The following is a 24,754-nucleotide window of genomic DNA, read 5'->3' as shown; positions in this document are numbered from 1 at the left end:
TCAAGCATTGGCCCGGCTTTGCCGGGCCAATGCGCGGGGGCCCGGGAGTGTCCGCGCAGCGGGAACCCCCCGGAGAGCGATCAGCAGGAGCGCGGCTTGGCCGCGTTCCTGCGCGGGGGCCCGGGGGTGTCCGCGCAGCGGGGAACCCCCGGAGAGCACAGACCCATTAACTCGCCTTGAGATTCCTGGGAATGAGCGCTAGACTTGCCATTCAATTCGGCCATGGCCTCCCGGTCTCGGGTGCCAAGACTGGGTGGGTTCGGCCCACCTTTTTTGTTGTTCAACCGGAGCCTCAGTGGATCTGAAGAAAGTCCAGCCTCCCCTCGAACGCCAGCTGGCCCTGCTGGGCTACGAGCTGGTGCACCTGGAGACCGCCCGCGAGGGCCGGGACGAAGTGCTGCGGCTCTACATCGACCACCTGGATGCCGAGACCAGCCGGCGCAAGGTCACCCTGGACGACTGCACCACCGCCCACGAAGGCCTGGCCCTCTGGATGGATGTGGAGTTCCCCGACCTGCGCGAGAAGCTCGGCGTGGAAGTCAGCAGCCCCGGCATGGAGCGCCCCCTGGTCAAGGCCGACCACTTCCGCCGCTTTGCCGGGCGGCTCTGCCGCGTGCAGACCGCCGCCCCCATCAATGGCCAGAAGCGGTTCAAGGGCTGGATCGGCCCCGTGGCCGAGGGCAGCGTCACCCTCGAGGAGGACGGCGTCCTGAAGACCATTCCGGTCGAGGCCATCCAGAAGGCCCGGCTGGCACCCTTCGACGAAGAAAAGACCCCGCGGCCCAAGCACCTGGCCGCCCGTTTGACTGAACTACCGGATGCCGATGGCGTAGAGACAAGCGCCGTCGAGGACGAGGAGGCCTGAGATGGCGAATGTGGCAACGACCTTTTTCGACAGCGTGAAGATGATCGCCGCTGAAAAGGGGATCCCTGAAGAAGATGTGTTCGCAGCGGTGGAGGAGGCCCTCGCCAAGGCCGCGGACAAATACTTCAATGCCCAGGATTTCTACGGCAACTTCCAGGCCCAGATGGACCGGGAGACTGGCGAGTTCCATGTCTACGCCCTGAAGCAGGTGGTGGCCGAAGTCGAGGAAGAGGATCTGGAGATCAGCCTGGCCGAAGCCCAGCAGCTGAACCCCGATGCCGCCGAGGGCGACACCCTCTGGCTGCCCCAGGACACCAGCCAGCTGGGCCGTATCGCCGCCCAGGCCGCCAAGCAGGTGCTGGTGCAGAAGGTCCGCGAGGCCGAGCGCGAGCGCATCTTCACCGAATTCGCCGACCGCATCGGTGAGGTGGTGGTCGCCGAGGTCAAGCGCTTCGAGAAGAGCGCCATCATCCTCGAGATCGACCGGGTGGAAGCCATGCTGCGCCGCAGCGAGGCGCTGCGCGGTGACCGCTTCGACAAGGGCCAGCGCATCAAGGTGGTCATCGTCAGCGTGGACCGCAGCGCCAAGGATCCCCAGGTGCAGGTCAGCCGCACCGATCCGCGGCTGCTCATCAAGCTCTTCGAGAATGAAGTCCCCGAGATCCATGACGGCACCGTGGTCATCCGCAACTGCGTGCGCGAGGCCGGCGACCGCGCCAAGGTGGCCGTTCACAGCCTCGATCCCGATGTCGATCCCGTGGGCGCCTGCGTGGGCCTCAAGGGCAGTCGCGTGCAGGCCATCATCCGCGAGCTGAAGAACGAGAAGATCGACATCGTCCGGTATTCCGACGACTCCGCCCAGTTCATCGCCAATGCGCTGAACCCGGCCAAGGCCATCCGCGTGAACCTGGTGGACCCCGAGGGCCGCCGGGTGGAAGTGGTCGTCGACGACGAGCAGCTCAGCGTCGCCATCGGCAAGCGGGGCCAGAATGTGCGCCTGGCCGCCAAGCTCACGGGCTGGAACATCGATGTCCGCAGCGAGGCCGACAAGCGCCGCGAGGCCGAGATCGCCATGGGCCTGGCCTTGCCGGATGCCAGCGACGAAGCCGCCCCGGCCGCGGAGGCCGCCGCGCCCGCCTCCACCCTCCAGGATGCGATCCAGGTCGAGGGTCTGGACGCCGCCCTCGCGGACCGTCTGGCCGCCGCCGGATACCCCGATGTCAAATCCCTCTACACTGTTACTGCCGAGCAGCTGATGCAGGTGGAGGGCATGGATCAGGATCTGGCCTTCCGTCTCATCGATGCCGTGCAGGCTCACTTCGGGGAGTAGGCTGTAGTCCTGCAGCCCTTCCCGTTCCCCACCCCCAGGCCGAGGTAGTCCGCTTACATGCTGCGTATCAACCAACTCGCCAAAGAGCTCGGAGTCGCCAATCAGGAGGTCATCGAGGCCGCCGATAAGCGCCTGGGCCTCCAAGGGAAGAGCCATAGCTCCAACCTCACCGACGACCAGGCGGACCAGATCCGCCGGGCCTTCCAGGGCAAGCACAAGGGAGAGTCCGAGGCCCCGCCGCTCGCCCTCCACAAGCCCTCCGCCGCCGTGAAGGTGGTCAAGGCGCCGAACCTGCCGCCCGCCAAGGTGGAGGCCGAGCCCGCCAAGCCTGCCCCCGCGGTGCTGGTGAAGAAGGCCGAACCCCGCCCCGAGCCCCGACCGGAGCCTCAGGCCGAACCCGCCTCCGCGCCCGCTGCTCCTGCCGCCGTCCCTGCCCCCGCGCCGCAGGCTGAAGCCAAGGACGCAAAAATGGAGTCGACGGCCGCTTCCCCCGTGGCCCCCACGGCCCCGCAGCCTCCGGCTGCTCCGGCCACCGCCGAGCCTGTCCCGGCACCGGCCAAGGCGGAGGCTCCCCAGGAGACCTTCTCCCGCCTGAAGGTGTCCACGGGCACTCCCGCCCCGGCTCCCCGGGATGACAAGCCCGCCCGCTACATCCAGCTGCCTCCCGCGCGTCCCACGGGCCCCGCGGCCCCGCGGCCGGCTCAGGCTGCCCCCGCGGGAACGCCGTCCGGTTCGGGCCCCCGCCCCGAAGCGGGCGCCCGCCCCATGGTGCAGCGGCCCGGCCAGTCCTCCGTGCCTGGCAATGTGCAGCGCTCCGGCATGCCCCAGAAGGAGAAGGCCGTCCTGCCGATGGCCACCAACACAGGCCGTGGCGAAGTGCGCCACGAGGCGCCCGCGCCGGTCTCCCCTTCGCGGCGCCCCTACATCCCCCCCGCCATCACGGAGATGAGGCCCGACCAGGGCTTCAGCCGCATCAAGACATCGGATACTCCGGCCCCGGCACCCCGATCCACGGAGCCCGCCCGCTACATCCAGCTGCCCCAGGCCCGCCCTGCGCCCGGTAGCCGGCCGAGCGGACCCGGCAGCCGCCCCGGCGGCCCCGGTGGACGCCCCGGCGGTCCTGGCGGCCCCGGCCGTCCCGGCATGGGTTCGCGCCCTGGCGGTCCCGGCCGACCCGGCATGGGTTCCCGCCCCGGCGGCCCCGGTCGCGGTCCCTCCATCCCGGCCTCGGGTCCCATCGATCCCAACAGCCAGAAGGGCCCTGGCCGTGGCGCCCATGTGGGTGGCAAGAAGAAGAAGGGCGGCTATGTCCGGAGCAAGGAGGAGGAACTCGACCTCAAGCTCCGCCAGCCCCGCTCCCGTGCCCAGCAGGTGGCCAGCGAGTACATCGAGGAGGAGATCGGCATCGTCATGCTCTCCGAGGGCGTGACGGTCAAGGAACTCGCCGAGAAGTGCAACCGCCCCGCCAAGGATGTGGTGGCCAAGCTGCTCCACCGGGGCATCTTCGCCACCATCAACCAGCCCCTCGACACCGAGATGGCCAAGGACATCGCCCGCGAGTTCGGCTTCCTCGCCGACATCGTGTCCTTCGAGGAGGATGTCCAGATCGCCGCCGACGAGTCCGGCGAGGTGGTGGGCGAGAAGCTGCCCCGGCCCCCGGTCGTCACCATCATGGGTCATGTCGACCACGGCAAGACCTCACTGTTGGACGCCATCCGCAAGACCAAGGTGGCCGCGGGCGAAGCCGGCGGCATCACGCAGCATGTGGGCGCCTACCATGTGAATGTGAAGGACCCGAACACCGGCGAGCTGCGCAAGGTGGTCTTCCTCGACACCCCAGGTCACGAAGCCTTCACGAAGATGCGCGCCCGTGGCGCCAAGGTCACGGACATCGCCGTCCTGGTGGTGGCCGCCGACGACGGCGTCATGCCCCAGACCGTGGAATCCATCAACCACGCCAAGGCCGCGGATGTGCCGCTGGTCGTGGCGATCAACAAGATCGACAAGCCCGGCGCCAACCCGGACAAGGTCCAGCAGGGCCTGCTCCAGCACAGCGTCCAGACCGAGGCCTACGGCGGCGATGTGCCCGCCGTCCTCGTCAGCGCCAAGACCCAGCAGGGTCTCGACGAACTGCTCGAGACGCTCCTCCTCGTGGCGGACCTGAAGGAACTCAAGGCGGTCTACGACTGTCCCGCCGCCGGATCCATCATCGAAGGCCGCCTGGACCGGGGCCGAGGTCCCGTGGCCACCGTGCTCGTACAGCGAGGCACCCTGCGGGCCGGCGACATCTTCGTGGCCGGCGCCACCATGGGCCGTGTCCGTGCCATGTTCGACTACCTGGGCCAGCGCGTCACCGAGGCCGGCCCCTCCAGCGCCGTGCAGATCCTCGGCTTCGAGGAAGTACCCAGCGCCGGCGACAACTTCCAGGTGGTCGAGGATGAACCCAAGGCCCGCACCATCGTGTCGTTCCGCCAGGAGAAGGCCAAGCAGGCGGCCCACCTCAAGCAGCGCGCCACGCTGGAAACCCTGTTCAGCACCATCAAGGACGGCCAGGTCAAGGAGCTCGCGCTCATCATCAAGGCCGACACCCAGGGTTCAGTGGAGTCGCTGGTGGGCCAGCTCGAGCGGCTCAGCACCGACAAGGTCCGGGTGCGCATCATCCACAGCGCCGCCGGCACCGTCACCGAGAACGATGTGCTGCTCGCCGAAGCCTCCAAGGCCACCATCATCGGCTTCCACACCAAGGCCGAGAAGAAGACCGAGGAACTCGCCCGCGAAGAGGGCGTGGACCTGCGCTTCCACGACATCATCTACAAGGTGACCGAGGAGATCGAGCAGGCCATGGTCGGCATGCTGGACGCCACCGAGAAGGAGACCGTGCACGGTCAGGCGGAGGTCCGCCAGCTCTTCAAGATCGGCCGCACCGTCATCGCCGGCTGCTTCGTCACCGAGGGCAAGGTCCAGAAGAACCACAAGGTCCGCGTGAAGCGCGGCGAGGAGACCCTCTTCGAGGGCGCCCTGAAGAGCCTGAAGCGCTTCAAGGAAGATGTGTCCGAAGTGAAGAACGGCCTCGACTGCGGCATCGCCATCGACGGCTTCGACCTGCTGAAGGAAGGGGATCTCCTCGAGTTCTTCAGCAAGGAGAAGGTCATCGCAACCAGCCTCAGCTGACGACGATCCGAGCCCCATGCTGATTTCCAACGGGCCCGCTCTGCGGGCCCGTTTCCATTGATTTCCATATCTGACCCAATGGTGTTTAAACTATTGATTACACTCATGTAAACGATTATGGTGTGATCCCCGTCACGGACCTTCGACGCCAGACTGGGACATCCCCCCCGACGAGGATTCCATGTCCAGCCCCAGCTTCGCCCTCACCTCTCCCACGCCGTCGAAGCCCGCCAGCAATCCCATGGGGCTGCACCGCATCGACCATTTCCAGCTGACCGGCTCCATCGACCGCCTGGAGCCCCTGTACCGGCGCCTGGGCTTCGCCCGGATCGCCAGCGGCCGCCACCCCTGGGGCCGCCTGGTGCACCTGCGGCAGCAGCGCATGGACATCCTCATCTTTGAAGCCGACGCCTCCCACCCGGCCGGGCACTACTTCCAGGCCCACGGCGAGGGGGTCTGCGCGCTCAATTTCCTGGTGGAGGACCTCGACCTCGCCCTCGCCCAGGCCCGGGCCCAGGGCGCCCATGTGATGCTCGAGCCCCAGACCCACGCGCTCGGGGACGGCACCCTCAGCTTCGCCGCCATCCGGGGCGTGGGCGATGTCTGGAACTTCCTGGTGGAGCGCAAGGGTGAGCTGGGCGCCTTCTGGCCCGGCCTCGGGCCGGACCCCGCCGAGGCTCTCTGCGATCCAGGCCTGGTGCGGGTGGATCACCTCACGAACAATGTGGGCCCCGCCGAAATGGAAGCCCTGGTGGACTTCTACGAGCGCGTCTACGGCTTCGTCGTCACCCGCGAGTTCCACATCCGTGGCGCGCTGGGCACCGGCCTCGATTCCAAGGTGGTGCAGAGCGCTAACAACCAGGTGATCATCCCCATCAACCAGCCCACGGATCTGAAGAGCCAGGTCCAGGAATATGTGGATCGGCACAAGGGCCAGGGCGTGCAGCACATCGCCATGTCCACCAACGACATCTTCCACACGCTGCGCACCCTCCAGGCCCAGGGCTTCAAGTTCCTCCGGGTGCCCGACACCTACTACGAGCTGCTGCCGGGCCGCATCGCCAAGAGCGGCTACACCGTGCGGGAAAGCCTCGCCGAGGCCCAGGAGCTGGGCATCCAGATCGATGGCGACGAGAGCGGCTACCTCCTCCAGATCTTCACCGAAGACCAGCTGGGGCCGCTGTTCTTCGAGATCATCCAGCGGCGGGGGAACATGGGCTTCGGCGAGGGCAACTTCCAGGCTCTGTACGACTCCATTGAGCTGGATCAGAAGAAGCGCGGCGTTCTCTAACGCCGCGCCTGTTCCCCCGAAGCCTCCGATGGTCGGTCGCCCCATGGGCTTCGGCGAGGGCAACCTCTTCGCCCTTCGGGCTCAGACCTCTCCCGGAATGACTCGTGCCATTCGTTAGATTCGCCCTCCTGGTGAGGGAGGTTCGGCACCCATCGTCGTTCTCCAGGCTCTGTACGACTCCATTGAGCTGGATCAGAAGAAGCGCGGTGTTCTCTAGCCTTTCTTGCGGAAGTGCTTCACCAAGGCTTCGCCGTAGGCCTTCAGGCTGGCCTGGCGGATTTCGGCCTCGCTTCGGGATTCGGGAGGCAGCGGCTTCATCGTGGACCTCAGGTCCAAATGGGGCGTGTGCCGGCCAAAGAAGACCCCGGGGCTCCCGCTGTGAGCCACCACCTCTTCACCGAAGCGCGGCCTGCGTTCCAGCACATCCCACTCGGCGATGAAATACCAGGGGAGATAGCCCATCTCCTGTTCCAGACTCTGGTTGTCCTTGAACCAGAAGGGGCCGTAGGCGAGCCCCAGGAGACCTCCGGCACCGGTGGCGAGGGCGGCGGAACGAACGGTGGCCCAGGTGGTGAACCCGAAGGCTGGAATGAGCAGCCCCATCAGCGCCCCGCCGCCGGTCGAGACCAGCAGGGTCTTTCCGAGGCCCCGCCCAACATTGGGGTTGGGCCCTCCCTTCAGGGTGAGGCGGAAGATCCGGACGGGACCCGCCCCCTGGTCCGGGGCGTCGACCGGAACCCCCAATCCCTCGGACAGCTGGGCCACCAGGGCCCTTTCCTCGTCCGGGGTCATGCCCGGGACCGTCTGCACCAGCTCGATCCGCTGCACCGGGCGCTCCCATACGGCCGTCTCGGGACGCTTGCAGGCACCGCCCAGGACCATCAGAAGGCCTGCGAGGAGCAGGTTGACCTTGCGGGACATGGCGCCTCCGGAGATGCCCCAAGCATGCCACCTCCTCTGCGGTGGAGCCGCCCGGATCCAGCCGCCCCGGGCCGGAACGCCCACCTTCAACCGCCCGCCGGCCACCTGAGGTAAGGTAATTCCATGCGCCTCACCCCCTCCCGCCAGCGCGGCTTCACGCTCATCGAACTGGTCGCGGTCATGACCATCCTGGCCTTGCTGGCCACGGTGGGCCTGGCGGGTTATCGCCACAAGACGCAGATGGCGCGGGAGGCGGTGCTCAAGGAGAACCTCTTCCAGCTCAACCACGCCCTGGAGCAGTTCCGGGCGGACCGGGGCAAGTACCCCTCGAACCTCGGCGCCCTGCGGGAGCTGCACTACCTGCGGGACATCCCGGTTGATCCCATGACCCGCTCCAAGGACACCTGGCAGACCGAGCTCGAACCCCCCGATCCGGACAACCCCGATGCGGAAGTGGGCATCTTCCGGGTGCGCAGTGGCTCCACGGACAAGAGCGAGGACGGAATCCCCTACAACGAGTGGTAGGGGCCGCTTCGCCCTTCACCCTTCCTCCCCGGGACATCCATGAGCCCCAGCACCCTTCGTCGTCTTGATCAGGTCTCGGTCGCCCTGCTGCTGCTGTGGGCGGGAGCGGCCCTGGGGTTCGGCGCCTTCTCGGCCCCCCTCCTCTTCCAGGAACTGCCCAGCCGGGATGTGGCGGGGCGCCTGGCGGGCCTGACCATCGGGCGCCTGGACTGGGCGGCCTGGGTCGCTTTCGGTCTCGCGGGCCTGAGCTGGGGCGCCCGCTGGATGGCCGAGGTGAAAGAGGAGATCGTCGGTCCCATCCGCCTCTGGAGCGCCGCTTGGCTGGTGGCCCTGCTCATGTGCCTGGCCAGCACCTTCGTGGTCACGCCCAAGGTGCGGGCCATCCGCGCCCGCATTGGCGCCCCCATCGAGACCCTGGCGCCGGACCACGCCGACCGCGTGGCCTACAACAAGGCCCACGGCCTCAGCCGCAACCTGTTCTTCCTGAGGATCCTCCTGGCCATGGGTCTGGCGTCCACCGTGGGCATGCTGCCCCGGAAAGACTCGGCGCCCAAAGCCTGAGCTGCGGCGCCATCAGCCCCGCCCCCCCCTTAGGGAGCGGGAACGGGCTCGGGCAGTTCCCAGGCTTCCAGGGTCCGGGGTTTGGGGGGGCCGGGAATGAGCTCCCGGAGCCAGCCCCGGATCTCCCCGATTCCGGCGCCCTGGAGGGCGCAGGTCTGGATTGCGCCGGGGTGGCGCTTCTTCAGCTCCAGCTTCTGGGGGCGGTGGAGGCGATCCACCTGGTTCAGCACCAGGAGCCGGGGCTGGGCCCCGATGTCCTCGGGCTCGCAGCCGATCTCGCGCAGGGTGGCCCCCACGACCTTGAGGTGATCCTCCAGGTCCGGGTGGGCGGCATCGGCCACCACCAGCAGGGCGTCGGCGGTGCGGACTTCGCCCAGGGTGCTGCGGAAGGCCGCCACCAGCTGGTGGGGCAGCTTGCGGATGAAGCCCACGGTGTCGGCCACCAGGCAGTGCTTGGGCTCGGCGTCGCCCTCGCCGGTCTCGGGGTCGAAGTCCTGGCCCAGCCAGGCCTTGCGGGTGGTGGTGTCCAGGGTGGCGAAGAGCAGGTCCCGGGGCTCGCCCTCCCCGGTCAGGGCTTTCAGCAGGCTGGTCTTCCCGGCGTTGGTGTAGCCCACCAGGGCCACGCGGGGCATGCCCTTGGGCCGCCCCTCCCGCTGGGTCTTCCGCACCTGTTCCAGGTGGGCCAGCTCCCGCTTGAGCTGGCTGATGCGGGTGCGGATCATGCGGCGGTCCACTTCGATCTGGGTCTCGCCGGGGCCGCCGCGCAGACCCACGCCGCCGCCCTGGCGCTCCAGGTGGGTCCAGGCCCCCTTGAGGCGGGGCAGCTCGTATTCGCACCGGGCCAGCTCGACCTGGGCCTTGGCCTCCCGAGTCTGGGCCCGCTGCTCGAAGATGCTGAGAATGAGACCCGTGCGATCCAGACAGATGAGGTTCGTGAGCTTCTCGATGGCGTTGACCTGGCTGCCGCTCAATTCGTCGTCGCAGATGAGGTGGCGCACCCCCTGGCGGGCCGCCTCATCCGCCAGGGCCTCCAGCTGCCCCGAGCCGTAGAAGGTCCTCGAGGCGATCTGGGGGCGCTTCAGCCGCCGCCGGGCCCAGACCTCGAAACCGCAGCTGCGGGCCAGTTCCGCCAGCTCCAGCAGGTGGTCCTCGATGCGGTCCTCCCGGTCCTCGGGGCCCTGGCGGGCGATGAGCAGACAGCGCGGGAGGGATTCGGTCATGAGGCAAAGCTGCCGTGCCGGGCGGCAATAATCAAGCCCCCGCCACTCTGGACGATGCAGAGAAGCGGGAGCCGAGTCTGCATGGCCATGTTCGGGCTGAAAAAATCCAAGCCGTCGGAGGGATCCGAGGTGGTCCTCGCCTACCTGGAAGAAGCCCAGCGGGTGCGGACGGCGATCACCCTGATGGACGGCAATGGGCGGAGCGTGTCGGCCACCCTCGCCTCCGTGTCCGAGGAGCGGGTTGGCCTGAACCTCCAGGGCCCTCTGATGGCCGACAAGGGCGTGAACCTGAACCTTCTCTTCGTGCTGGATGGCCTGCGCTTCAAGGCGGTGGGCCGCCTCCTGGAGATGAAGCCGGGCTCGGCGGCCCTGGAGCTTCCCGCCGCCATCAGCCTGGCCGAGCGGCGGAAGAAGCCCCGGGCCCGCCTGAACGCCCGGGAAGGCGCCACGGCCACCGTGCTCACCGGTCTCTTCGATGGCGTGGGCATCAACGGCAGCGTCGAGAACATCAGCGAGACCGGGGTGTGCGTCCGCGTGGACCGGGCCATGGAGGTCAAGACCCAGCGGAAAATGCACCTGGGACCGAACCTGATGCCCGTGGGCCAGCCCCTCATGCTGGTCAAGCTCTCCAAGCTGCCCAAGTGCCCCACCATCGAGCTGGCCGGCACCGTGGCCTATGTGGACGCCAGCAACCAGGGCCTGCTCGTGGGGATCGCCTTCGAGTCCGGGAAGGAGTCCCTCCTGGCCCCCGTGCGGGCCCTGGTGGCCAGCCGGACCACCGCCATCCCCACCAGCGTCCCCCCCAAGGCCCGCCGCCAGCCCGAGGCCGACCGGGAGGCGGAAGAGCCCATCCACCCCCGGCCCGCCCCGAAGAAGGAGCCTGAAGCGGCTCCCGCGGCCGCCCCAGCGGCTGCCCCAGCGCCCTCCCCTGCGCCGCCCCCGGCAGCCCTCGCCACCCCCGAGCCGCCTCCCCCTGCCGCTCCGGTCGCACCCATCGATGAGCGCTCCCAAGCCCTCCTCCGCGTGAAAAAGCGGACCCGGGGCATCCTCCTGGCCATGCCCGAGGGGCCTGACCGGGACCAGCTGGCGGCCTTCCTCACCGAGGACGGCTACGGCCGTGTCCTCTGCGCGGCCACCCTCACGGACCTCCTGGACCACCTGGACCGCCCCGGCCTGAACCTGGTGCTGGTGGACGGCGGCGTGGCCGAGGTGCAGGGCCTGGGCCTGGCCTCCCTGCTGAAGCACCGCATGGAAGAGGACATGCCCCCCGTGATCCTGGCCGAGGCCTCGGTGGATGCGGACCTGGTGCTGGGCGCCCAGGAGACCGGGGTGGCCCAGATCCTCGTGAAGCCCTACGCCCTGGACCTGGATTTCCGCCGCATGATCGAGGAGCACCTGGGCATCGGCTAGTCTGGTCGCATGGCCTTGTTCGAACGCACCGTCGCTGAGCGCTACCTCAAGACCCACCGCAAGGGGGCCTTCGTGCGCACCATGGTGCGCTTCGCCCGCGGCGGCACGGCCCTGGGCGTCTTCGCCATGGTGGTGACCCTGGCCGTGATGAACGGGTTCCGCGAGGAGATCCAGGCCACGCTCTTCAGCGCCACGGCCCACTTCACCGTGTTCCACCTGGCCGGCGACATCCCGGATACCGAAGGCGCCCTGAAGACCGTCCGCGCCATCCCCGGCGTGCAGGCCGCCTCGCCCATTCGCCTGGAAAAGGGCCTGCTGCGCCGCACGGATAGCGAGGTGCCGCCCGAAGCCGTCGTGGTGAAGGCCGTGGATCCTGCCACGGCCCACGGCACCTCCAGCATCTTCGACTCCATGCAGCCCGTCCCCATCGAGCAGCTGAAGGAGGGCGAGATCGTCGTCGGCAAGGAGCTGGCCCAGCGGCTCGGCCTGAAGGTCGGCGACACCGTGGCCCTGGCCTTCTTCCGCCTGGAGCTGGGGCTGGGCGGCCAACAGCCCAAGGTGGCTGCCTTCCGCGTGGCCGGCACCTTCCACAGCCACAGCTCCGAGTACGACAAGGCCTGGGCCTTCATCCACCTCGGCGATGCCATGCGCATCGCCCGCTCCGAGGGCCGCGCCGAGATGATCGAGGTCCGCGCCCAGAGCATCGACGCCATCGCGGAGGTGAAGCCCCGGGTGTTGGAGACCCTCGGCCCCGCCTATCACGCCACAGACTTGCGCGAATCAAACAAGTCCCTCTTCGCCGCCCTCACGGTGGAGAAATGGGCTTTCGCCGCCATCCTCAGCCTCATCGTGCTGGTGGCCGCCTTCAACATCGTCGCCTCGCTCGTCCTCCTGGTGACCGAGAAGCGCCGCGACCTGGGGGTGCTGCTGGCCCTGGGTGCCACGCCGAAGCAGATCCAGCGGCTCTTCGAGCTGCAGGGGCTGCGCATCGGCGTCGTCGGCACGGCCTGGGGCCTGGGCATCAGCGTGCCACTCTGCCTGATCCTCGACCACTTCCGCCTGCTGAAGCTCCCGGCCGCCGTCTACGACTTCATCACCTACATGCCCTTCCGGCTCAAGCTGGTGGACCTGCTGCTGGTGGCCGTCTTCCCCCTGCTGGTCTCCTGGCTGGCGGCCCGCTACCCGGCCAAGAAGGCCGCCGCCCTGGACCCCGTCGATGCGCTGAGGGCGGAATGATCGGACAGCCCCTTTCCATTCAAGGCCTGCACAAGACCTACCCCGGCAACGCGCATCCGGTCTTCGACGGCTTCGACCTCGAGGTGGAGGCCGGCAGCCTCTGCGCCGTCGTCGGCGTCTCCGGCGTGGGCAAGACCACCCTGCTGAACTGCGTGGCCGGGCTGGATCACTGGGAGGGGGGCAGCATCGTGATCGGCGGGGATCCCGTGCCCGAGGGCGCCGAGACCCGCGCCCTCTACCGCCGCCGCCGCGTGGGCCTGGCCTTCCAGCAACCCCACCTGCTGCCTGAATTCACCGTGCGGGAAAACCTGCGCATGCCCCTGCTCATCGAGGGCGAAGTCTCCGGTGGCGGCGAGGCCTGGATCGGACAACTCCTGGCCACCGTGGGCCTGGGGGATCTCGGCGAGCGCCTGCCCGGCCAGCTTTCCGGCGGCCAGGCCGCCCGCGCCGGCCTGGCCCGCGCCCTGGTGCGCAAGCCCGCCCTCTGGCTGCTGGACGAACCCACCGGAAATCTCGACCCCGCCACCGCCGAGGAGGTCTTCGGCTTCCTCCTGAGCCTCCATGCGGAGCTGCGCCCCACCACCCTGCTGGTCACCCACAACCCGGGCCTTGCCGAGCGATGCATGCGGACCGTGCGGTTGGGGTAGGCTCCAACCCGGATGGTCGGGTCAATAATGTTCGTTTAAATATTTGATAAATAACCATTTGTATAAATATTTTACAAAGTACGGCGATTGCCGTTGACTATCACGGCAATCGCCGTACGATGATCACCGTAGTTCAGGAGCACCCATGCCCACCCATCCTTCCGAAGGCCTTCCCATCCCCACCGATGCCGAGCTATCGGTCCTCCGCCTGCTCTGGGCGAAGGGCCCTTCCACCGTACGCCAGCTGCACGAGGCGTTGTCCCAGGAACGCGACCTGGGCTACACCACGGTCCTCAAAGCCGTGCAGGTGATGTTGGAGAAGGGTTTGGTCAACCGGGACGACTCTGAACGCAGCCATGTGTACCGGGCTGCGGTGGCGGAAGGACAGACCAAGGGGCAGCTGGTATCCGACCTCATGGCGAAGGCCTTCGCCGGGTCGGCCAGCGAATTGCTGGTCCACGCCCTGAAGGCGGGGCAGACCAGCCCCGCTGAACTGGACGCCATCCAGAGCCTGCTGAATGAAGCGCGCCGGAGCCGGTCATGAACGGTCTCCTGCACGCCTCCTGGCTCCCGATGGTGGGATGGGCGATTCTGCATTCCCTTTGGGAAGGAACGCTCGTGGCCCTGGCCGCGGCCCTGGTGTTGCGCCAATTGCGCGGCGCTTCACCCCGCCTGCGCTACGCCGTGGCCGTTCTGGCTCTCCTGCTGATGACGGGGCTTCCTCTCCGCCATCTGGTGCCGCTCCCCTCGAGCACCTCGTCGGTCCTCCTCGTCCAGGGCCATCCAAAGCCTGAGGGGCCGGCCCTCAGCCAAGTCGTTCCCGCCCCGGTTCCCGCCCTGCGGACGCGTATGGCCAGGAGTCTCGAGCGGGCGATGCCTTGGGTGGTGGCGGTTTGGGCCATGGGAGTGTTCGTCAGCCTGCTGCGTTTGGCGGGCGGCTGGGCCTGGCTCCAGCGCTTGCGTTGGCGCCACTCAGAGTTGGCACCGGATGCTCTGCAAGGTCGACTGTTGGATCTTTGCCGCCGTGCGGGTCTGAAGCGGGCTGTGACGCTGCTCATCTGCGAGGGGCTCGTCGGCCCGAGCGTGGTCGGCATTCTCCGTCCAGCCATCCTCGTGCCTGCGGGCTGGTTCCTGAACCTGCCACCGGCCCATTTGGAAGCCCTGCTCGCCCACGAACTGGCCCATGTGCTGCGCCATGACTACGCCGTCAACCTTCTGCAGTCCCTGCTGGAAGTCGTGCTGTTCTATCACCCCGGTGTCTGGTGGCTTTCCCGCAGAATCCGCGCAGAACGGGAACTCGCCTGCGACACCTTCGCCGCTCACCTGGTGGGGGATTCCCTTCCCCTGGCCGAGGCGCTCACAACTTTGGAACTCCGCGGCCTCGGCCGCGTTCCCCTCGAACCCGCACCTGCAGCCCACGGAGGCTCGCTCATGGAACGCATTTCTCATCTTCTTCTACCTCCACGCCGGACATCCAGCGCGCCGGCTTTCGGTGCCATGGCAGTTCTGGCGCTGCTTCTGGTATCCGGTCTCCGATTGGCAGCCCAGGCGCCAGAACCAACACCAACGGTTCCCCTCGCCATTCCCAAATGGCGCATGCTCCCGTCGGGTGGGAAGGTGGGCAACGAAAACGCCGCCCTCTACATCCATTCCAGGAATGCCAAGGATCCCCAGGGAAAAGACATCCCGTACACCCAACTCCTGGACATCAAGGCCGATCAGATGCCCCTGAACCAGGTCTGGAAGGTCTTTGAACAAGTGGCCCGTGCCCGAGGGCCCTACATCGGAAGTGAAACCTGGGACAGCCGCGATGAGAGGGTCGTCGGACCGCGGGTGGACATCGATCTCACGGGAGCCAAACCCGAAGAAGTCCAGATTGCCCTGAATCGCCTGGCGGAAAAATTCGGCGAGGCCCCCTACCAGGCACCGGCTGGCACCGACCTGCAGAACTTCCGGGTGACCAAGCACACGCTGAAGGATGGCCAAATTTGCTTCGACCTTCATGCCCGGCAGGTGAGCCCTGGCTTTCTCGACCAGTTGCTGACGACGGCAAAGAGTGTGGCCACCAGTGTCGATGTGAAAGAAGTCGTGATGGGTTTCGATCGAGCGTCGGATACCTTCGCAGGTCCAAAAGTCGATGCGATCTTCGAAGGGCTCACGCTGCCAGAGCTTGAAGCGCGCATCCGGAAGCTTCAGGCAGAAGCGCAGTAGGACCTTGGAAGGCCAACCGGCGGAGCCAGGAGGAAGGGGATGAAGAGGGCATCTTCCCATCCCTTGCATCCCCTTCCTTCTGGGCGAACGAACCCAAAGGGCTGCTGAGGCGCTGACGGAGCCTGACACACGCCTCCGGTGGCCTCAATCCAATCGATCCGCCGGAATCCCCTTGCCCCGCCGCTCCTCCAGCAGCTCGCTCAAGATCACGGCAGCCGCCGCGGCATCCAGCAGGAGCTTGCGCTTCTCGGCCTTCACACCCCGCTCCCGCAGCAGGCGCTCGGCCTCGGCGCTGCTGAGGTGCTCGTTCACGAAGCGCAGGGGCAGGCCTGTGCGGGCAGCCAGGGCTTCTCCGAAGGCCCGGGCCGCGGGCGCGGTGGCGCTTTCGGCGCCGTCTTTGTGGCGGGGCAGGCCTATACACAGGGCCTGCACGCCCTCCTCCCGGCACAACCGGGCCAGGCGGTCGAGGGTGCGATCCTGCTCCTGGAGCCACACCTCGAAGGGCGAGGACAGAATCTCTAGCTCGTCCGAGAAGGCGAGGCCGATCTTCTTCGTGCCGTGGTCGATGGCGAGCCAGCGCATCCTGCCATCCTAGCCCGATGCCCGTCCGTTCCCTCACCTTCGCCACGGCCCTGGGCCGGCTCCGCCTGGCCTGGACGGCGGAGGGCATCTGCCTGGTGCGCTTCACGGATGCCCTCGACCGCGAAGAGGCCCGGGAGGCCCCGGCCTGGGTCCTGGAGGCCATGCGCCGGCTCATGGTGCATCTGGCGGGGAGCCCACAGGACCTTCCGAACATCCACCTGGACCTCTCGGGTCTCACCCCCTTCCAGCGCCGGGTGGCCGAGGTGCTGCGCGCCACGGCGCCGGGCCAGACGCTCACCTACGGCGAGGTGGCCCTGCTGGCGGGCCGCCCCGGCGCGGCCCGGGCCGTGGGTCAGGCCGTGAAGGCGAACCCTGTGCTGATCCTCGTGCCCTGCCACCGCGTGGTGGCCGCGGACGGCCCCGGCGGTTGGAGCGCCTTCGGGTCGCCGGAGGTCAAGGCGCGGCTGCTGGCCCTGGAACGGCCCCCAGGGCAATGAGGTCAGCGGCCTCGAGAATCGCCGTGGGCGCCCCGTCCCGCACCATGCGGAGCATGGCCCGGCCCAGCTCCTCGGTGGTGATGATGGCCTTCGGAAACAGCCACCGCAGCAGCGGGAAGCAGGGGCCCATTACGGTGTAGATGGCCTGGTACCAGCCCGTCCGAGACCGGATGCCGTGCAGGGGCTGGATGAGACCGGGCCGGGCGAGGTGGACGGCCCGGAAGGGCAGGCGCCGCAGGTCGTTCTCCGTCCGCCCCTTCACCCGGGCCCACATGGTGCGGCCCTGCTCCGTGCTGTCCGTCCCGGCCCCGGACACATAGACGAAGACCATGGACGGGTTGAGCCGGGCCAGCATCGTCGCCGCAGCCAGCGTCAGGTCGTGGGTTAGGCGGCTGTAGTCGGCTTCGCCCAGCCCCGCCGCGGACACGCCCAGGCAGAAGAAGCAGGCGTCGAACCCCGCCAGCTCCCGCTCGATGGGGCCGTAGTCGAAGAAGTCCCCGTGGACGATCTCCCGCAGCTTGGCGTGCATCTGTCCAGAGGGCTTCCGCACGAGGGCCACGACTTCCGCGACCTGCGGGTCCCGCAGGCACTCGCGCAGCACGCCCTGGCCGATCATGCCCGTGGCGCCGAAGAGCAGGATCTTCATGGGAGACCTCCCTGGAATGCGGCCGGTCGACCGTCCAGCGTGGCACGGATGGGAACTTCCGCCCCGGTCTTCCAGGGCAGCGCGGGCCACCAGCGCTGGAGGGGCGGCGCCTCGGGCTCGAAGCCCTCGCCGGGGCGGGGCAGCGCCACCGTGGCACCGACCTGGCCCGCCGCCGCCAGCACCCGCTCCACGGGTTCGGTCCAGCCATGGGCGGCCAGGTCGAAGAGGCCCCAGTGGATGGGCAGGAGCACGCGGCCCCGCACCATCCCGTGGGCCGCCACGGCCTGTTCGGGGCCCAGGTGCCAGTCGGGCCAAGCCGGGTTGTAGGCACCGGCCTCGATCATCGTGAGGTCGAAGGGGCCCAGGCGCTGTCCGATGTCAGCCAGGCCCGGGAACATGCCCGTGTCGCCCGAGAAGTAGACCCGGTGCCGGGCACCCAGGAAGGCGAAGCCGCCCCACAGGGTCCGGTCCTTGTCCCGCAGGCCCCGGCCCGAGGCGTGCCGCGCCGGCACCAGGACGACTTCCAGACCGCCCACCCGTTTCGACTGCCACCAGTCCAGCTCCGTGATGCGGGCCTCCGGCACGCCCCAGCGCACCAGCCGCGCGCCGACACCCAGGGGCACCACGAAGCGCGTGTCCCAGTCCTTCAGGCGGCGCAGGGTACCCTCGTCCAGGTGGTCGTAGTGGTCGTGAGAGATGGCCACCACCTGAGGCACGGGCACCTCCTCCAGGGGGATGAGGGGGGCATAGAAGCGGCGCGGCCCAGCCCAGCCCACGGGCGAGGCCCGTCGACCCCACACGGGATCGGTGAGGACGCGCGTGCCATCCACCTCCAGATACACCGTGGAATGGCCCAGCCAGGTGGCCTGGAGGCCCCCGGGTGACTCTGTCTCCAGGCCGCCCCGGGTGGGATGAATCACTGGAAGGGGTTCCCTGGGGGTCGAGTTCCCATCTCGGCCCAGGAGGCTGCCGAGCGCTCCCCAGGTGTCGTTCCAGAGGGGTTGGGGATTGCGGAAGCGCCCGTCGCGCCACTGTGGGGATCGTTCCATGCGAGGACTCCGGATCTGGTCGAGAGAGGAACCGGCGGCCCACCGGCCGCCGACCGCGAGAGCCGCCAGCAGCAGGGCCCCGGCGAGGCCCGTTCTAGACGGGATAAACCACCCCCGTGCTCTGCTCGGAGCGTCGCCACATCCAGCGCTGAAGCCCTTCGTCGCGGGAGAGGGCGTTGGACTCCACCCGCACGGGTGCCCCCTTCATCTCCCGGAAGCGCGAGGGGCCGAAGTAATCACCGCCCCTCACGGCCGGATCCGTGGCCGCACGCAGCAAGGGCTGGGCCCCGCCGAAGGCATCCTGGCTCAGCAACGCCTCCAGTCCCAGGGCCCGCAGCCCGCGGATCCAGCCTGCGTGGCGTTGAAGCTCGGTGCGGGCCCAGCCTGGATGGGCTGCCACGGAGAGCGTGTTCGATCCCGCCGTCGCCAGCCGGCGTTGCAGCTCGTAGGTGAAGAGCAGGTTGGCCAGTTTCGACTGGCCATAGGCCGCCCAGGCCCGGTAGCCGCCGTCGAAATGCATGTCGTCGGCGTAGATGCGCCCTGCGCGATGGGCGCCGCTGCTCATGGTCACCACGCGGGACCCCGGGCTGGCCATCAGGCGCTCCAAGAGCAGTCCCGTGAAGGCGAAGGGGCCAAAGTGGTTCGTGCCGATCTGGGTCTCGAAACCGTCTTCGGTCCTCCCATAGGGCGGGACCATGACGCCGGCATTGTTGAGGAGCAGGTCCAGCCGGTCGAACCGCTCCAGGATCTCGGTGACCGCCTTCCGCACGGAGGCCAGGGAGGCCAAGTCCAGGGCCTGGATCTCCACCCGGGCACCCGGATGGAGCGCCACGATGTGGCGCGCTGTGGCCTCGGCTTTGGGCAGGTCCCGGCAGGCCAGGATCACTGTGGCCCGGCAGGCCGCCAGCATCCGGGCGGCCTCATAGCCGGTGCCGGAGGTGGCCCCGGTGACCACGGCCACCCGGCCGGTTTGATCAGGGACCTGCGACCAGTTCCAGTCTTCTCGCGCCATGTCGCTCTCCGGGCTTCGTCTGACATTGTGACGAATAGTGTCAATGAGCCATGATTGACATTCGGACAAAATTTGTCAATCCTGTTTTCATGGGAAACGAGAAGAAGACCCGGATCCTGGAAGCCGCTGAATCCGTCTTCCTTCGCTTCGGATTCCGCCGGACCACCATGGGCGACATCGCCTCGGCCGCGGGCGTGTCCCGACCTGCCCTCTACCTGCTCTTCTGCAACAAGGAGGAGCTCTTCGAGGCCGTGCTCCACGCCCATGTCGCCCGGACCCTGGGAGAGATCCGCCAGGGCCTCGCGGCGCACCCCACCCCCGAGGAACAACTCCGCTTCGCCTTCGAGCTCTGGGCCGTGCGGCCCTTCGGCCTGCTCGCCGCATCCCGGGAAGCCGGAGAGCCCATCCATGCCGGCCTGGCCTTCGCCAAGGAGGCCATCGACCAGGCCATTGCCGCCTTCGAGACCGATCTGGTGACCATCCTCGCGCCCCTGGGCGCGACGGCGCCCGCCCGGGCCCTCCCGCCCGAGCAGATCGCACGCGTCCTCACGCGCGCCGTCCACGGCTTCAAGGAATCCGCCACGAGCCCCGAGGAACTCCGCGCCATGATCGACGGATTGCTGGAGATGGTGCTGGCCTCCCTCCGGCCCGTTCCAAAGGCCGGTGCCTGAAGCCGGTCGTCCATACTGAACCTGATGACGCGCCCCCTGCCTGATGACCTGTTGAAAGTCCCGCATCGCCGGGATGTGCCGTTTGCGCGCCTCACCACGCTGGGAGTGGGGGGTCTCTGCCGCTGGCTCTTCGAGCCGACCACGGAAGCCGAGGCCCAGGCCTTTGTCCGCGCCTGCCTCCGGGAGGGCCTGCCCTGGCGCGTGCTCGGCGGCGGCTCGAATCTCGTGGTGCTGGGCGACCTCGACCTGCCGGTGCTCCGATTGGCCTTTCCGAAAGAGATCCGCCGCGAGGGTACGCGCCTCACCGCCCCCGCCAGCCACGGCCACATCGCCCTGGCCGAGGCCGCTGCGGCGGCGGGCCTCTCAGGGCTGGAGTTCGCCAGCGGCATCCCGGGTTCCCTGGGCGGCGCCATCCGCATGAATGCGGGGGCCTACGGCCGCGAATGGGTGGAGGTGCTGTCGTGCTACCGCTTCCTCACGCCCGAAGGCGACCTGGTGGAAAAGGCCCCGGATCCAGGCGAGTTCAGCTACCGCTGGAGCTTCCTCACCGGCGGGCGCGTGGTGCTGTCGGCCACGGCCGCACTCGCGGAGGGCGATCCGACCGCGATCCGCGCCCAGGTGGCGGAGTACCGCGGGAAGCGCGGCACCAGCCAGCCCCTCTCGAAGCGCAACGCCGGCTGCATCTTCAAGAACCCGCCGGGCCTGAGCGCCGGCCGCCTCATCGACCAGGCGGGCCTCAAAGGGCTGCGCATCGGGGATGCCGAGGTGAGCCCCGAGCATGCCAACTTCCTGGTGAACCACGGCCACGCCACCGCCGCCGAGTTCGCGGAACTGATGGCGCAGGTCCGGACGAAGGTACGGGAGGTCCACGGCGTGGATCTGGAACCCGAAGTGGAGATCTGGCGCGGCTGAGTCCAGGGCATCAACCCTGGGCGCCCTCCAGCCCGCGCTGATGAACCCCGGCGCAGGCTGGAGGGTTCCTTCAGGCATGGTCTGTCTACTTGGATGCGGAACGCCGGAGCTCGCTGTCGCGGATCATCTGGGTCAGGTCCGCCGCCGGCCGGATCTCCCAGGGCCCCATCTTCAGGCCCGGGTGGTTCGAGATCAGATGGATGGCGTGGTTGAGGTCCCTGGCCTCCAGCATCAGAAGGCCGCCCAGCAGTTCCTTGGTCTCGGCGTAGGGGCCGTCCGTCACGGACACCTTGCCCTTCTCGTAACGCACCATGGTGGCGGTCTCCGGGCCCTGCAGCCCCTCCCCGCCGGCCCAGTGACCATCTTTTTTCAGGCCCTCATCGTAGGCGCAACACGCGTCGATCATGGCGTTCTGCTCGCTTTGGGAGAGGGTCGTCCAGTGCTGGACATCGAGGTACCCGAAGCAGATGTATTTCATGGTGGCTCCTATGGGGGTCGATCTGACCGCCTTCATTCCCTGGTCGTTCGGGCAGGGGCCCTTTCGACAGGGGGCTTCCATTTATTTTTGAAGCTCGGCCACCCGCCGCTCGAGGAACCGCCGCTCGGGCCCCTGCTGGACCTGCTCAAGGGCCTGGCGGTAGGAGACGAGCGCCTCTTCCATCCTCCCCAGGCGGCGGCAGAGGTCCGCGCGAACGGAGTGCACCAGGTGGTATCCCTCCAACTCGCGGCGCGCCAGAAGGGTGTCGACGAGGTCCAGCCCGGCCTGGGGACCGTCCCGCATGGCCACGGCCACCGCCCGGTTGAGGTCCACCACGGGGGAAGGCGCAACCCGGGCCAAGAGCGTGTACAACCCGATGATCTGGGCCCAGTCCGTGGCCGAGGCTCCGGTGGCCTCGGCGTGGACGGCGGCAATGGCGGCCTGAAGCGTGTAGGAGCCCACTCGATGGGACGCCAAGGCCCGTTCCACCAGGGCCTTCCCTTCGACGATCAAGGCTCGATCCCACAGGGAGCGGTCCTGGTCCTCCAGCAGCACCAAATCCCCCTCCGATGAGACCCGCGCGACCCTGCGGGATTCATGCAGCAGCATGAGGGCGAGGAGGCCCATCACCTCTGCCTCTGGCAGTAATTCAAGGAGCAGCCGTCCCAGGCGGATCGCCTCACCTGAGAGGTCTGGACGCGTCAGCGTCTCCCCCGAGGAGGCGGAGTAACCTTCGTTGAACACCAGGTAGATGACCTTCAGCACCGCGTCCAGCCGGTCCGGCCATTCGGTCCGGCCCGGGATGTCATAGGGAATGCCCGCGTCACGGATCTTCGCCTTGGCCCGGACGATCCGTTGCGCCAGCGTGGATGGGGCGGTGAGGAAGGCCCGCGCGATGGCCTCGGTCGTCAGGCCGCACACTTCCCGGAGGGTCAGCGCGGTACAGGCTTCCGGGGGCAGGGCCGGATGACAGCAGATGAAGATGAGCCGCAGACGGTCATCTTCGACACCTTCCTCCTCCACCCAGTCCGGCGGGCTCTCGTCGGGCGGCTCCGCCAGGGTTTCAAGTGAGGTGTTGAGGCGTGCGGTCCGCCGCAGGCGGTCGATCGCCTTGAAGCGCCCCGTGGACACCAGCCAGGCACGGGGGCGATCGGGCACGCCGTCCCGGGGCCACACTTCCAGTGCGGCCGCGAAGGCATCGTGCATGCCGTCTTCGGCCAGGTCGAAATCCCCGAGCAGTCGGATCAGGGAGGCCAGGATGCGGCGCGACTCCGAACGGAAGATGGAATCGAGAAGATCCGGAATGCCTCCGGGGGCGGTCGAGGCCATGGGGCTCCCTTCTGCTCCGTAGAGGATAAAGGAAGCTTCCCGGCCCTCCGGATCATCGCCTTCAGGCGGTAAACTGACCCTCATGTCCATGCTTCCCCGCACCCGCCCCAAGCGGCCCTGGCTCCCCTGGGCCCGGGCTGGGATCACCGTGGTGGTGCTGGGGGCGGCGGGCTGGGGTCTGCTGGAGCTGGCGACGCGGTACCTGGGGCTCCAGAAGCTCGTCATTGAGCAGGTGAGCGTGAGCGGCTGCCGGGGCGAGCGCCAGGGGGAGGTCCAGAAGCTCGCCGAACAGCTGGTGCTGGGCAAACCCCTCTTCTGGGTGGATGCCGAGGAGCTGCGGTCCCGCATCGAGGCCAAGCGCTGGGTGCGCGGCCTGCAGATCCGCAAGGACCCCCCGGACCGCCTGAGCCTCGTGGTGGAGGAACGCCGGCCCGTCCTCTGGCTGGTGCGGAGCAACGGGGTGTTCCTCGTGTCGGACGATGGAATCCTGCTCGATCGGGTGAATCAAGCCAACTTAAGCCCCATTCCCGTGGTGGTGGATGCCGCCAGCCAGACGGATCAGGGGTTGGCCCGGCTCGTGAGTGCTGCCCGGGCTTTGCGGGAAAAGCAGCAGGGCTTTTATGAACGGGTCATCGAGCTGCGATGGAGCCCCAAGGGGCCTGTGGCCTACATCGAGGGCCTTCCGGCACCGATCTATCTTTCCCGTCAGGATGTGACGAAAAATGTTCCCAATTTCCAGGGACTGTTCGTAGACCGCCTCTCCCAGCGCCCGGATCTGGCCCGCCTCCGGTACATCGATCTTCGCTGGGACGACGAGGTGGCCGTGGGCGAGCCGGAAGAGGCCCCCGCCCCGGCCAAGACCCCGCGCTGACCTGCAGCGGAAGAAAGCGGCGTTTTTTCCGCGCGCAAAGACTCGAACCGGACGCAGAACTGGTGTACACCTAGAGCAAGGAAAAGGATCTTCATGCCTCAGCGTGCCGTTCTTCTCGGGCTCGACCTCGGTGCAAGCAAAGTGGTGGCGGTGGTCGCCGTCCAGGAGGAAGACGGGACCCTCAATGTGACCGGGACCGGCCAGGCCTCGCCCCAGGGCGGCTTCACCCAGGGCCAGATCACCGACATGGATCTCTGCACCCGCGCCATCGTGCGGGCCGTGGAGGAGGCCATGAGCACCGCCGGCCAGACCAAGGTCGACGGCATCCGTGTGGCCGTGGACGGCATCCAGTTCAAGGGCGAGAACCTCCGGGACTCCATCACCATCTCCAGCGGCGACAAGATCATCACCGCCGGGGACCGCGACCGCGTGCTGGAACAGGCCACCAACGGCTGCAAGCTCGCCAAGGAGGAGCTGGTCCTCCACCGCATCCCGCAGATGTTCCACATCAAGGGCCAGCGCGACATCCGCAATCCCGTGAACATGTTCGGCGAATCGCTGGAGGCCGAGGTCCGCATCATCGTGGCCCCGAGCCCCGTGATCATGAACATCCAGCTGGCGCTCAAGAACGCCGGTCTCCACGGTGCCGAGCTGATGTACTCGCCCCTGGCCAGCGCCGAGGCCATCCTGAGCCGCGAGGACCGTGAGAACGGTGCGGTGGTCGTCGACATCGGCGAGCACCTCACCCACCTGGGCATCTTCCTCCACGGCACCCTGTTCCATTCCGCCGTGATCCCCATCGGCGGCATGCACTTCACCCGCGACCTGGAGATCACCAAGCACCTGGGCGGCATCGCCGCTTCCGAGCGCATCAAGATCCGCTTCGGCACCGTGCTGCCGAACCAGGTGCCCGCGGAGGAATCTGTCGAACTCGAGGAGGAGGGCCGCCTGGTCTCCCGCCGCGAGATCGCCGAGGTCCTCCAGGCCCGCGCCGCGGAGCTGCTCAACCTGGTGCTGGCCGAGATGGGCCGCACGGGGCTGATGCACGAGATCCACGGCGGCGTGCACCTGGTGGGCGGCGGTGCGCTGCTGACGCACCTGGCGATCCTGGCCCAGACCCTCCTGGGCCGCCCCCGCGTCGTGCTGGGCCGCATCCTGGGCGTCACCGGCCTGCCCCAGGCCACCGGCAACCCCTATTTCGTGAACGCCCTGGGCGCCGTGAAGGCCCTGGCCCGGGACATGAGCGAAACCCGCGGCAAGCAGGACCGGGGCGATGGTTTCCTCGGCCGATTCAAGAAGATGTTTTGAACCCCGTTTTT

General features: G+C 68.1%; 24 protein-coding genes. 16 read left to right on the top strand and 8 right to left on the bottom strand.

What is annotated here, in order from left to right; all coding sequences use genetic code 11:
- Positions 1–295: 295 nt before the first annotated feature.
- From QZ647_RS01580 to hppD, 4 genes are all read left to right on the top strand, one after another.
- Entirely contained in the window at positions 296–865 is a 570-nt protein-coding gene (locus QZ647_RS01580; RefSeq protein ID WP_291270492.1) for a ribosome maturation factor RimP, read from the top strand.
- A gap of 1 nt (position 866) precedes the next feature.
- The gene (nusA, locus tag QZ647_RS01575; protein WP_291270491.1) at positions 867–2,195 is read left to right on the top strand and encodes a transcription termination factor NusA; all 1,329 of its coding nucleotides are present in this window, start codon (positions 867–869) and stop codon (positions 2,193–2,195) included.
- Between the two features lie 57 nt (positions 2,196–2,252).
- Positions 2,253–5,366, top strand: a complete 3,114-nt coding sequence (gene infB / locus QZ647_RS01570; protein ID WP_291270490.1) for a translation initiation factor IF-2 — start codon at positions 2,253–2,255, stop codon at positions 5,364–5,366.
- Between the two features lie 181 nt (positions 5,367–5,547).
- The gene (gene hppD, locus QZ647_RS01565; RefSeq protein WP_291270489.1) at positions 5,548–6,657 is read left to right on the top strand and encodes a 4-hydroxyphenylpyruvate dioxygenase; all 1,110 of its coding nucleotides are present in this window, start codon (positions 5,548–5,550) and stop codon (positions 6,655–6,657) included.
- Positions 6,658–6,870: 213 nt separating this feature from the next.
- On the opposite strand, the gene QZ647_RS01560 is transcribed toward hppD, so the two are convergent.
- A complete protein-coding gene (locus QZ647_RS01560) occupies positions 6,871–7,578 on the bottom strand; it encodes a hypothetical protein (RefSeq protein ID WP_291270488.1) in 708 nt (235 codons plus the stop codon).
- A gap of 123 nt (positions 7,579–7,701) precedes the next feature.
- Between QZ647_RS01560 and QZ647_RS01555 the strand changes: the two genes are divergently transcribed.
- Both QZ647_RS01555 and QZ647_RS01550 read left to right on the top strand, forming a co-directional pair.
- Entirely contained in the window at positions 7,702–8,103 is a 402-nt protein-coding gene (locus tag QZ647_RS01555) for a type II secretion system protein (RefSeq protein ID WP_286354107.1), read from the top strand.
- A 39-nt stretch (positions 8,104–8,142) separates the two neighbouring features.
- The gene (locus QZ647_RS01550) at positions 8,143–8,664 is read left to right on the top strand and encodes a DUF4149 domain-containing protein (protein WP_291270487.1); all 522 of its coding nucleotides are present in this window, start codon (positions 8,143–8,145) and stop codon (positions 8,662–8,664) included.
- Between the two features lie 29 nt (positions 8,665–8,693).
- Here QZ647_RS01550 and hflX read toward each other — a convergent pair whose 3' ends face one another.
- On the bottom strand, positions 8,694–9,884 hold the full coding sequence (hflX, locus tag QZ647_RS01545) for a GTPase HflX (RefSeq protein WP_291270486.1): 1,191 nt from the start codon (positions 9,882–9,884) through the stop codon (positions 8,694–8,696).
- 81 nt (positions 9,885–9,965) lie between these two features.
- On the opposite strand from hflX, the gene QZ647_RS01540 reads away from it, so the two are divergent.
- The 5 genes from QZ647_RS01540 to QZ647_RS01520 all read left to right on the top strand — a co-directional run bounded on the left by QZ647_RS01540 (position 9,966) and on the right by QZ647_RS01520 (position 15,388).
- Positions 9,966–11,294, top strand: coding sequence for a PilZ domain-containing protein (locus QZ647_RS01540; RefSeq protein WP_291270485.1), 1,329 nt, complete (start codon positions 9,966–9,968; stop codon positions 11,292–11,294).
- Positions 11,295–11,303: 9 nt separating this feature from the next.
- Positions 11,304–12,530 carry an ABC transporter permease gene (locus QZ647_RS01535; RefSeq protein WP_291270484.1) on the top strand — a complete coding sequence of 409 codons (1,227 nt, stop codon included), beginning with the start codon at positions 11,304–11,306 and terminating at the stop codon, positions 12,528–12,530.
- Entirely contained in the window at positions 12,527–13,177 is a 651-nt protein-coding gene (locus QZ647_RS01530; protein WP_291270483.1) for an ATP-binding cassette domain-containing protein, read from the top strand. Before QZ647_RS01535 ends, QZ647_RS01530 begins: the two co-directional genes overlap by 4 nt.
- A gap of 145 nt (positions 13,178–13,322) precedes the next feature.
- Positions 13,323–13,721 carry a BlaI/MecI/CopY family transcriptional regulator gene (locus QZ647_RS01525; protein WP_291270482.1) on the top strand — a complete coding sequence of 133 codons (399 nt, stop codon included), beginning with the start codon at positions 13,323–13,325 and terminating at the stop codon, positions 13,719–13,721.
- Positions 13,718–15,388, top strand: coding sequence for a M56 family metallopeptidase (locus tag QZ647_RS01520; RefSeq protein ID WP_291270481.1), 1,671 nt, complete (start codon positions 13,718–13,720; stop codon positions 15,386–15,388). The genes QZ647_RS01525 and QZ647_RS01520 overlap by 4 nt, the downstream gene beginning before the upstream one ends.
- A 144-nt stretch (positions 15,389–15,532) precedes the next feature.
- Here QZ647_RS01520 and ruvX read toward each other — a convergent pair whose 3' ends face one another.
- Positions 15,533–15,970: a Holliday junction resolvase RuvX gene (gene ruvX, locus QZ647_RS01515; protein ID WP_291270480.1), complete on the bottom strand. Its 438-nt coding sequence runs from the start codon at positions 15,968–15,970 to the stop codon at positions 15,533–15,535.
- Between the two features lie 17 nt (positions 15,971–15,987).
- Here ruvX and QZ647_RS01510 point away from each other — a divergent pair, with 17 nt between their 5' ends.
- The gene (locus tag QZ647_RS01510) at positions 15,988–16,467 is read left to right on the top strand and encodes a methylated-DNA--[protein]-cysteine S-methyltransferase (RefSeq protein WP_291270479.1); all 480 of its coding nucleotides are present in this window, start codon (positions 15,988–15,990) and stop codon (positions 16,465–16,467) included.
- Here QZ647_RS01510 and QZ647_RS01505 read toward each other — a convergent pair.
- From QZ647_RS01505 to QZ647_RS01495, 3 genes are all read right to left on the bottom strand, one after another.
- Positions 16,424–17,113, bottom strand: a complete 690-nt coding sequence (locus tag QZ647_RS01505) for an NAD(P)H-binding protein (protein WP_291270478.1) — start codon at positions 17,111–17,113, stop codon at positions 16,424–16,426. The genes QZ647_RS01510 and QZ647_RS01505 overlap by 44 nt on opposite strands.
- Complete coding sequence (locus QZ647_RS01500) at positions 17,110–18,162, bottom strand: MBL fold metallo-hydrolase (protein WP_291270477.1); 1,053 nt, start codon at positions 18,160–18,162, stop codon at positions 17,110–17,112. The genes QZ647_RS01505 and QZ647_RS01500 overlap by 4 nt, the downstream gene beginning before the upstream one ends.
- Before the next feature lie 94 nt (positions 18,163–18,256).
- Entirely contained in the window at positions 18,257–19,174 is a 918-nt protein-coding gene (locus tag QZ647_RS01495) for an oxidoreductase (RefSeq protein ID WP_291270476.1), read from the bottom strand.
- Between the two features lie 89 nt (positions 19,175–19,263).
- Here QZ647_RS01495 and QZ647_RS01490 point away from each other — a divergent pair, with 89 nt between their 5' ends.
- Together QZ647_RS01490 and murB are read left to right on the top strand one after the other, a co-directional pair.
- Positions 19,264–19,845: a TetR/AcrR family transcriptional regulator gene (locus QZ647_RS01490; RefSeq protein WP_291270475.1), complete on the top strand. Its 582-nt coding sequence runs from the start codon at positions 19,264–19,266 to the stop codon at positions 19,843–19,845.
- Positions 19,846–19,869: 24 nt separating this feature from the next.
- Positions 19,870–20,757: a UDP-N-acetylmuramate dehydrogenase gene (murB, locus tag QZ647_RS01485; protein ID WP_291270474.1), complete on the top strand. Its 888-nt coding sequence runs from the start codon at positions 19,870–19,872 to the stop codon at positions 20,755–20,757.
- Positions 20,758–20,842: 85 nt separating this feature from the next.
- On the opposite strand, the gene QZ647_RS01480 is transcribed toward murB, so the two are convergent.
- Both QZ647_RS01480 and QZ647_RS01475 read right to left on the bottom strand, forming a co-directional pair.
- Positions 20,843–21,235, bottom strand: a complete 393-nt coding sequence (locus QZ647_RS01480; protein WP_291270473.1) for a YciI family protein — start codon at positions 21,233–21,235, stop codon at positions 20,843–20,845.
- An 81-nt stretch (positions 21,236–21,316) separates the two neighbouring features.
- Entirely contained in the window at positions 21,317–22,564 is a 1,248-nt protein-coding gene (locus QZ647_RS01475) for an RNA polymerase sigma factor (RefSeq protein WP_291270472.1), read from the bottom strand.
- 82 nt (positions 22,565–22,646) lie between these two features.
- On the opposite strand from QZ647_RS01475, the gene QZ647_RS01470 reads away from it, so the two are divergent.
- On the top strand, positions 22,647–23,435 hold the full coding sequence (locus QZ647_RS01470; protein WP_291270471.1) for an FtsQ-type POTRA domain-containing protein: 789 nt from the start codon (positions 22,647–22,649) through the stop codon (positions 23,433–23,435).
- 93 nt (positions 23,436–23,528) lie between these two features.
- Entirely contained in the window at positions 23,529–24,743 is a 1,215-nt protein-coding gene (gene ftsA / locus QZ647_RS01465) for a cell division protein FtsA (RefSeq protein WP_291270470.1), read from the top strand.
- Positions 24,744–24,754 lie beyond the last annotated feature (11 nt).

It is taken from the genome of Geothrix sp. (genome assembly GCF_020622065.1).
In the GTDB taxonomy this organism is placed as follows: Bacteria; Acidobacteriota; Holophagae; order Holophagales; family Holophagaceae; genus Geothrix.
The sequence above is the reverse complement of the archived record's forward strand: the minus strand, read 5'-3'. Positions and strand labels throughout refer to the sequence as shown.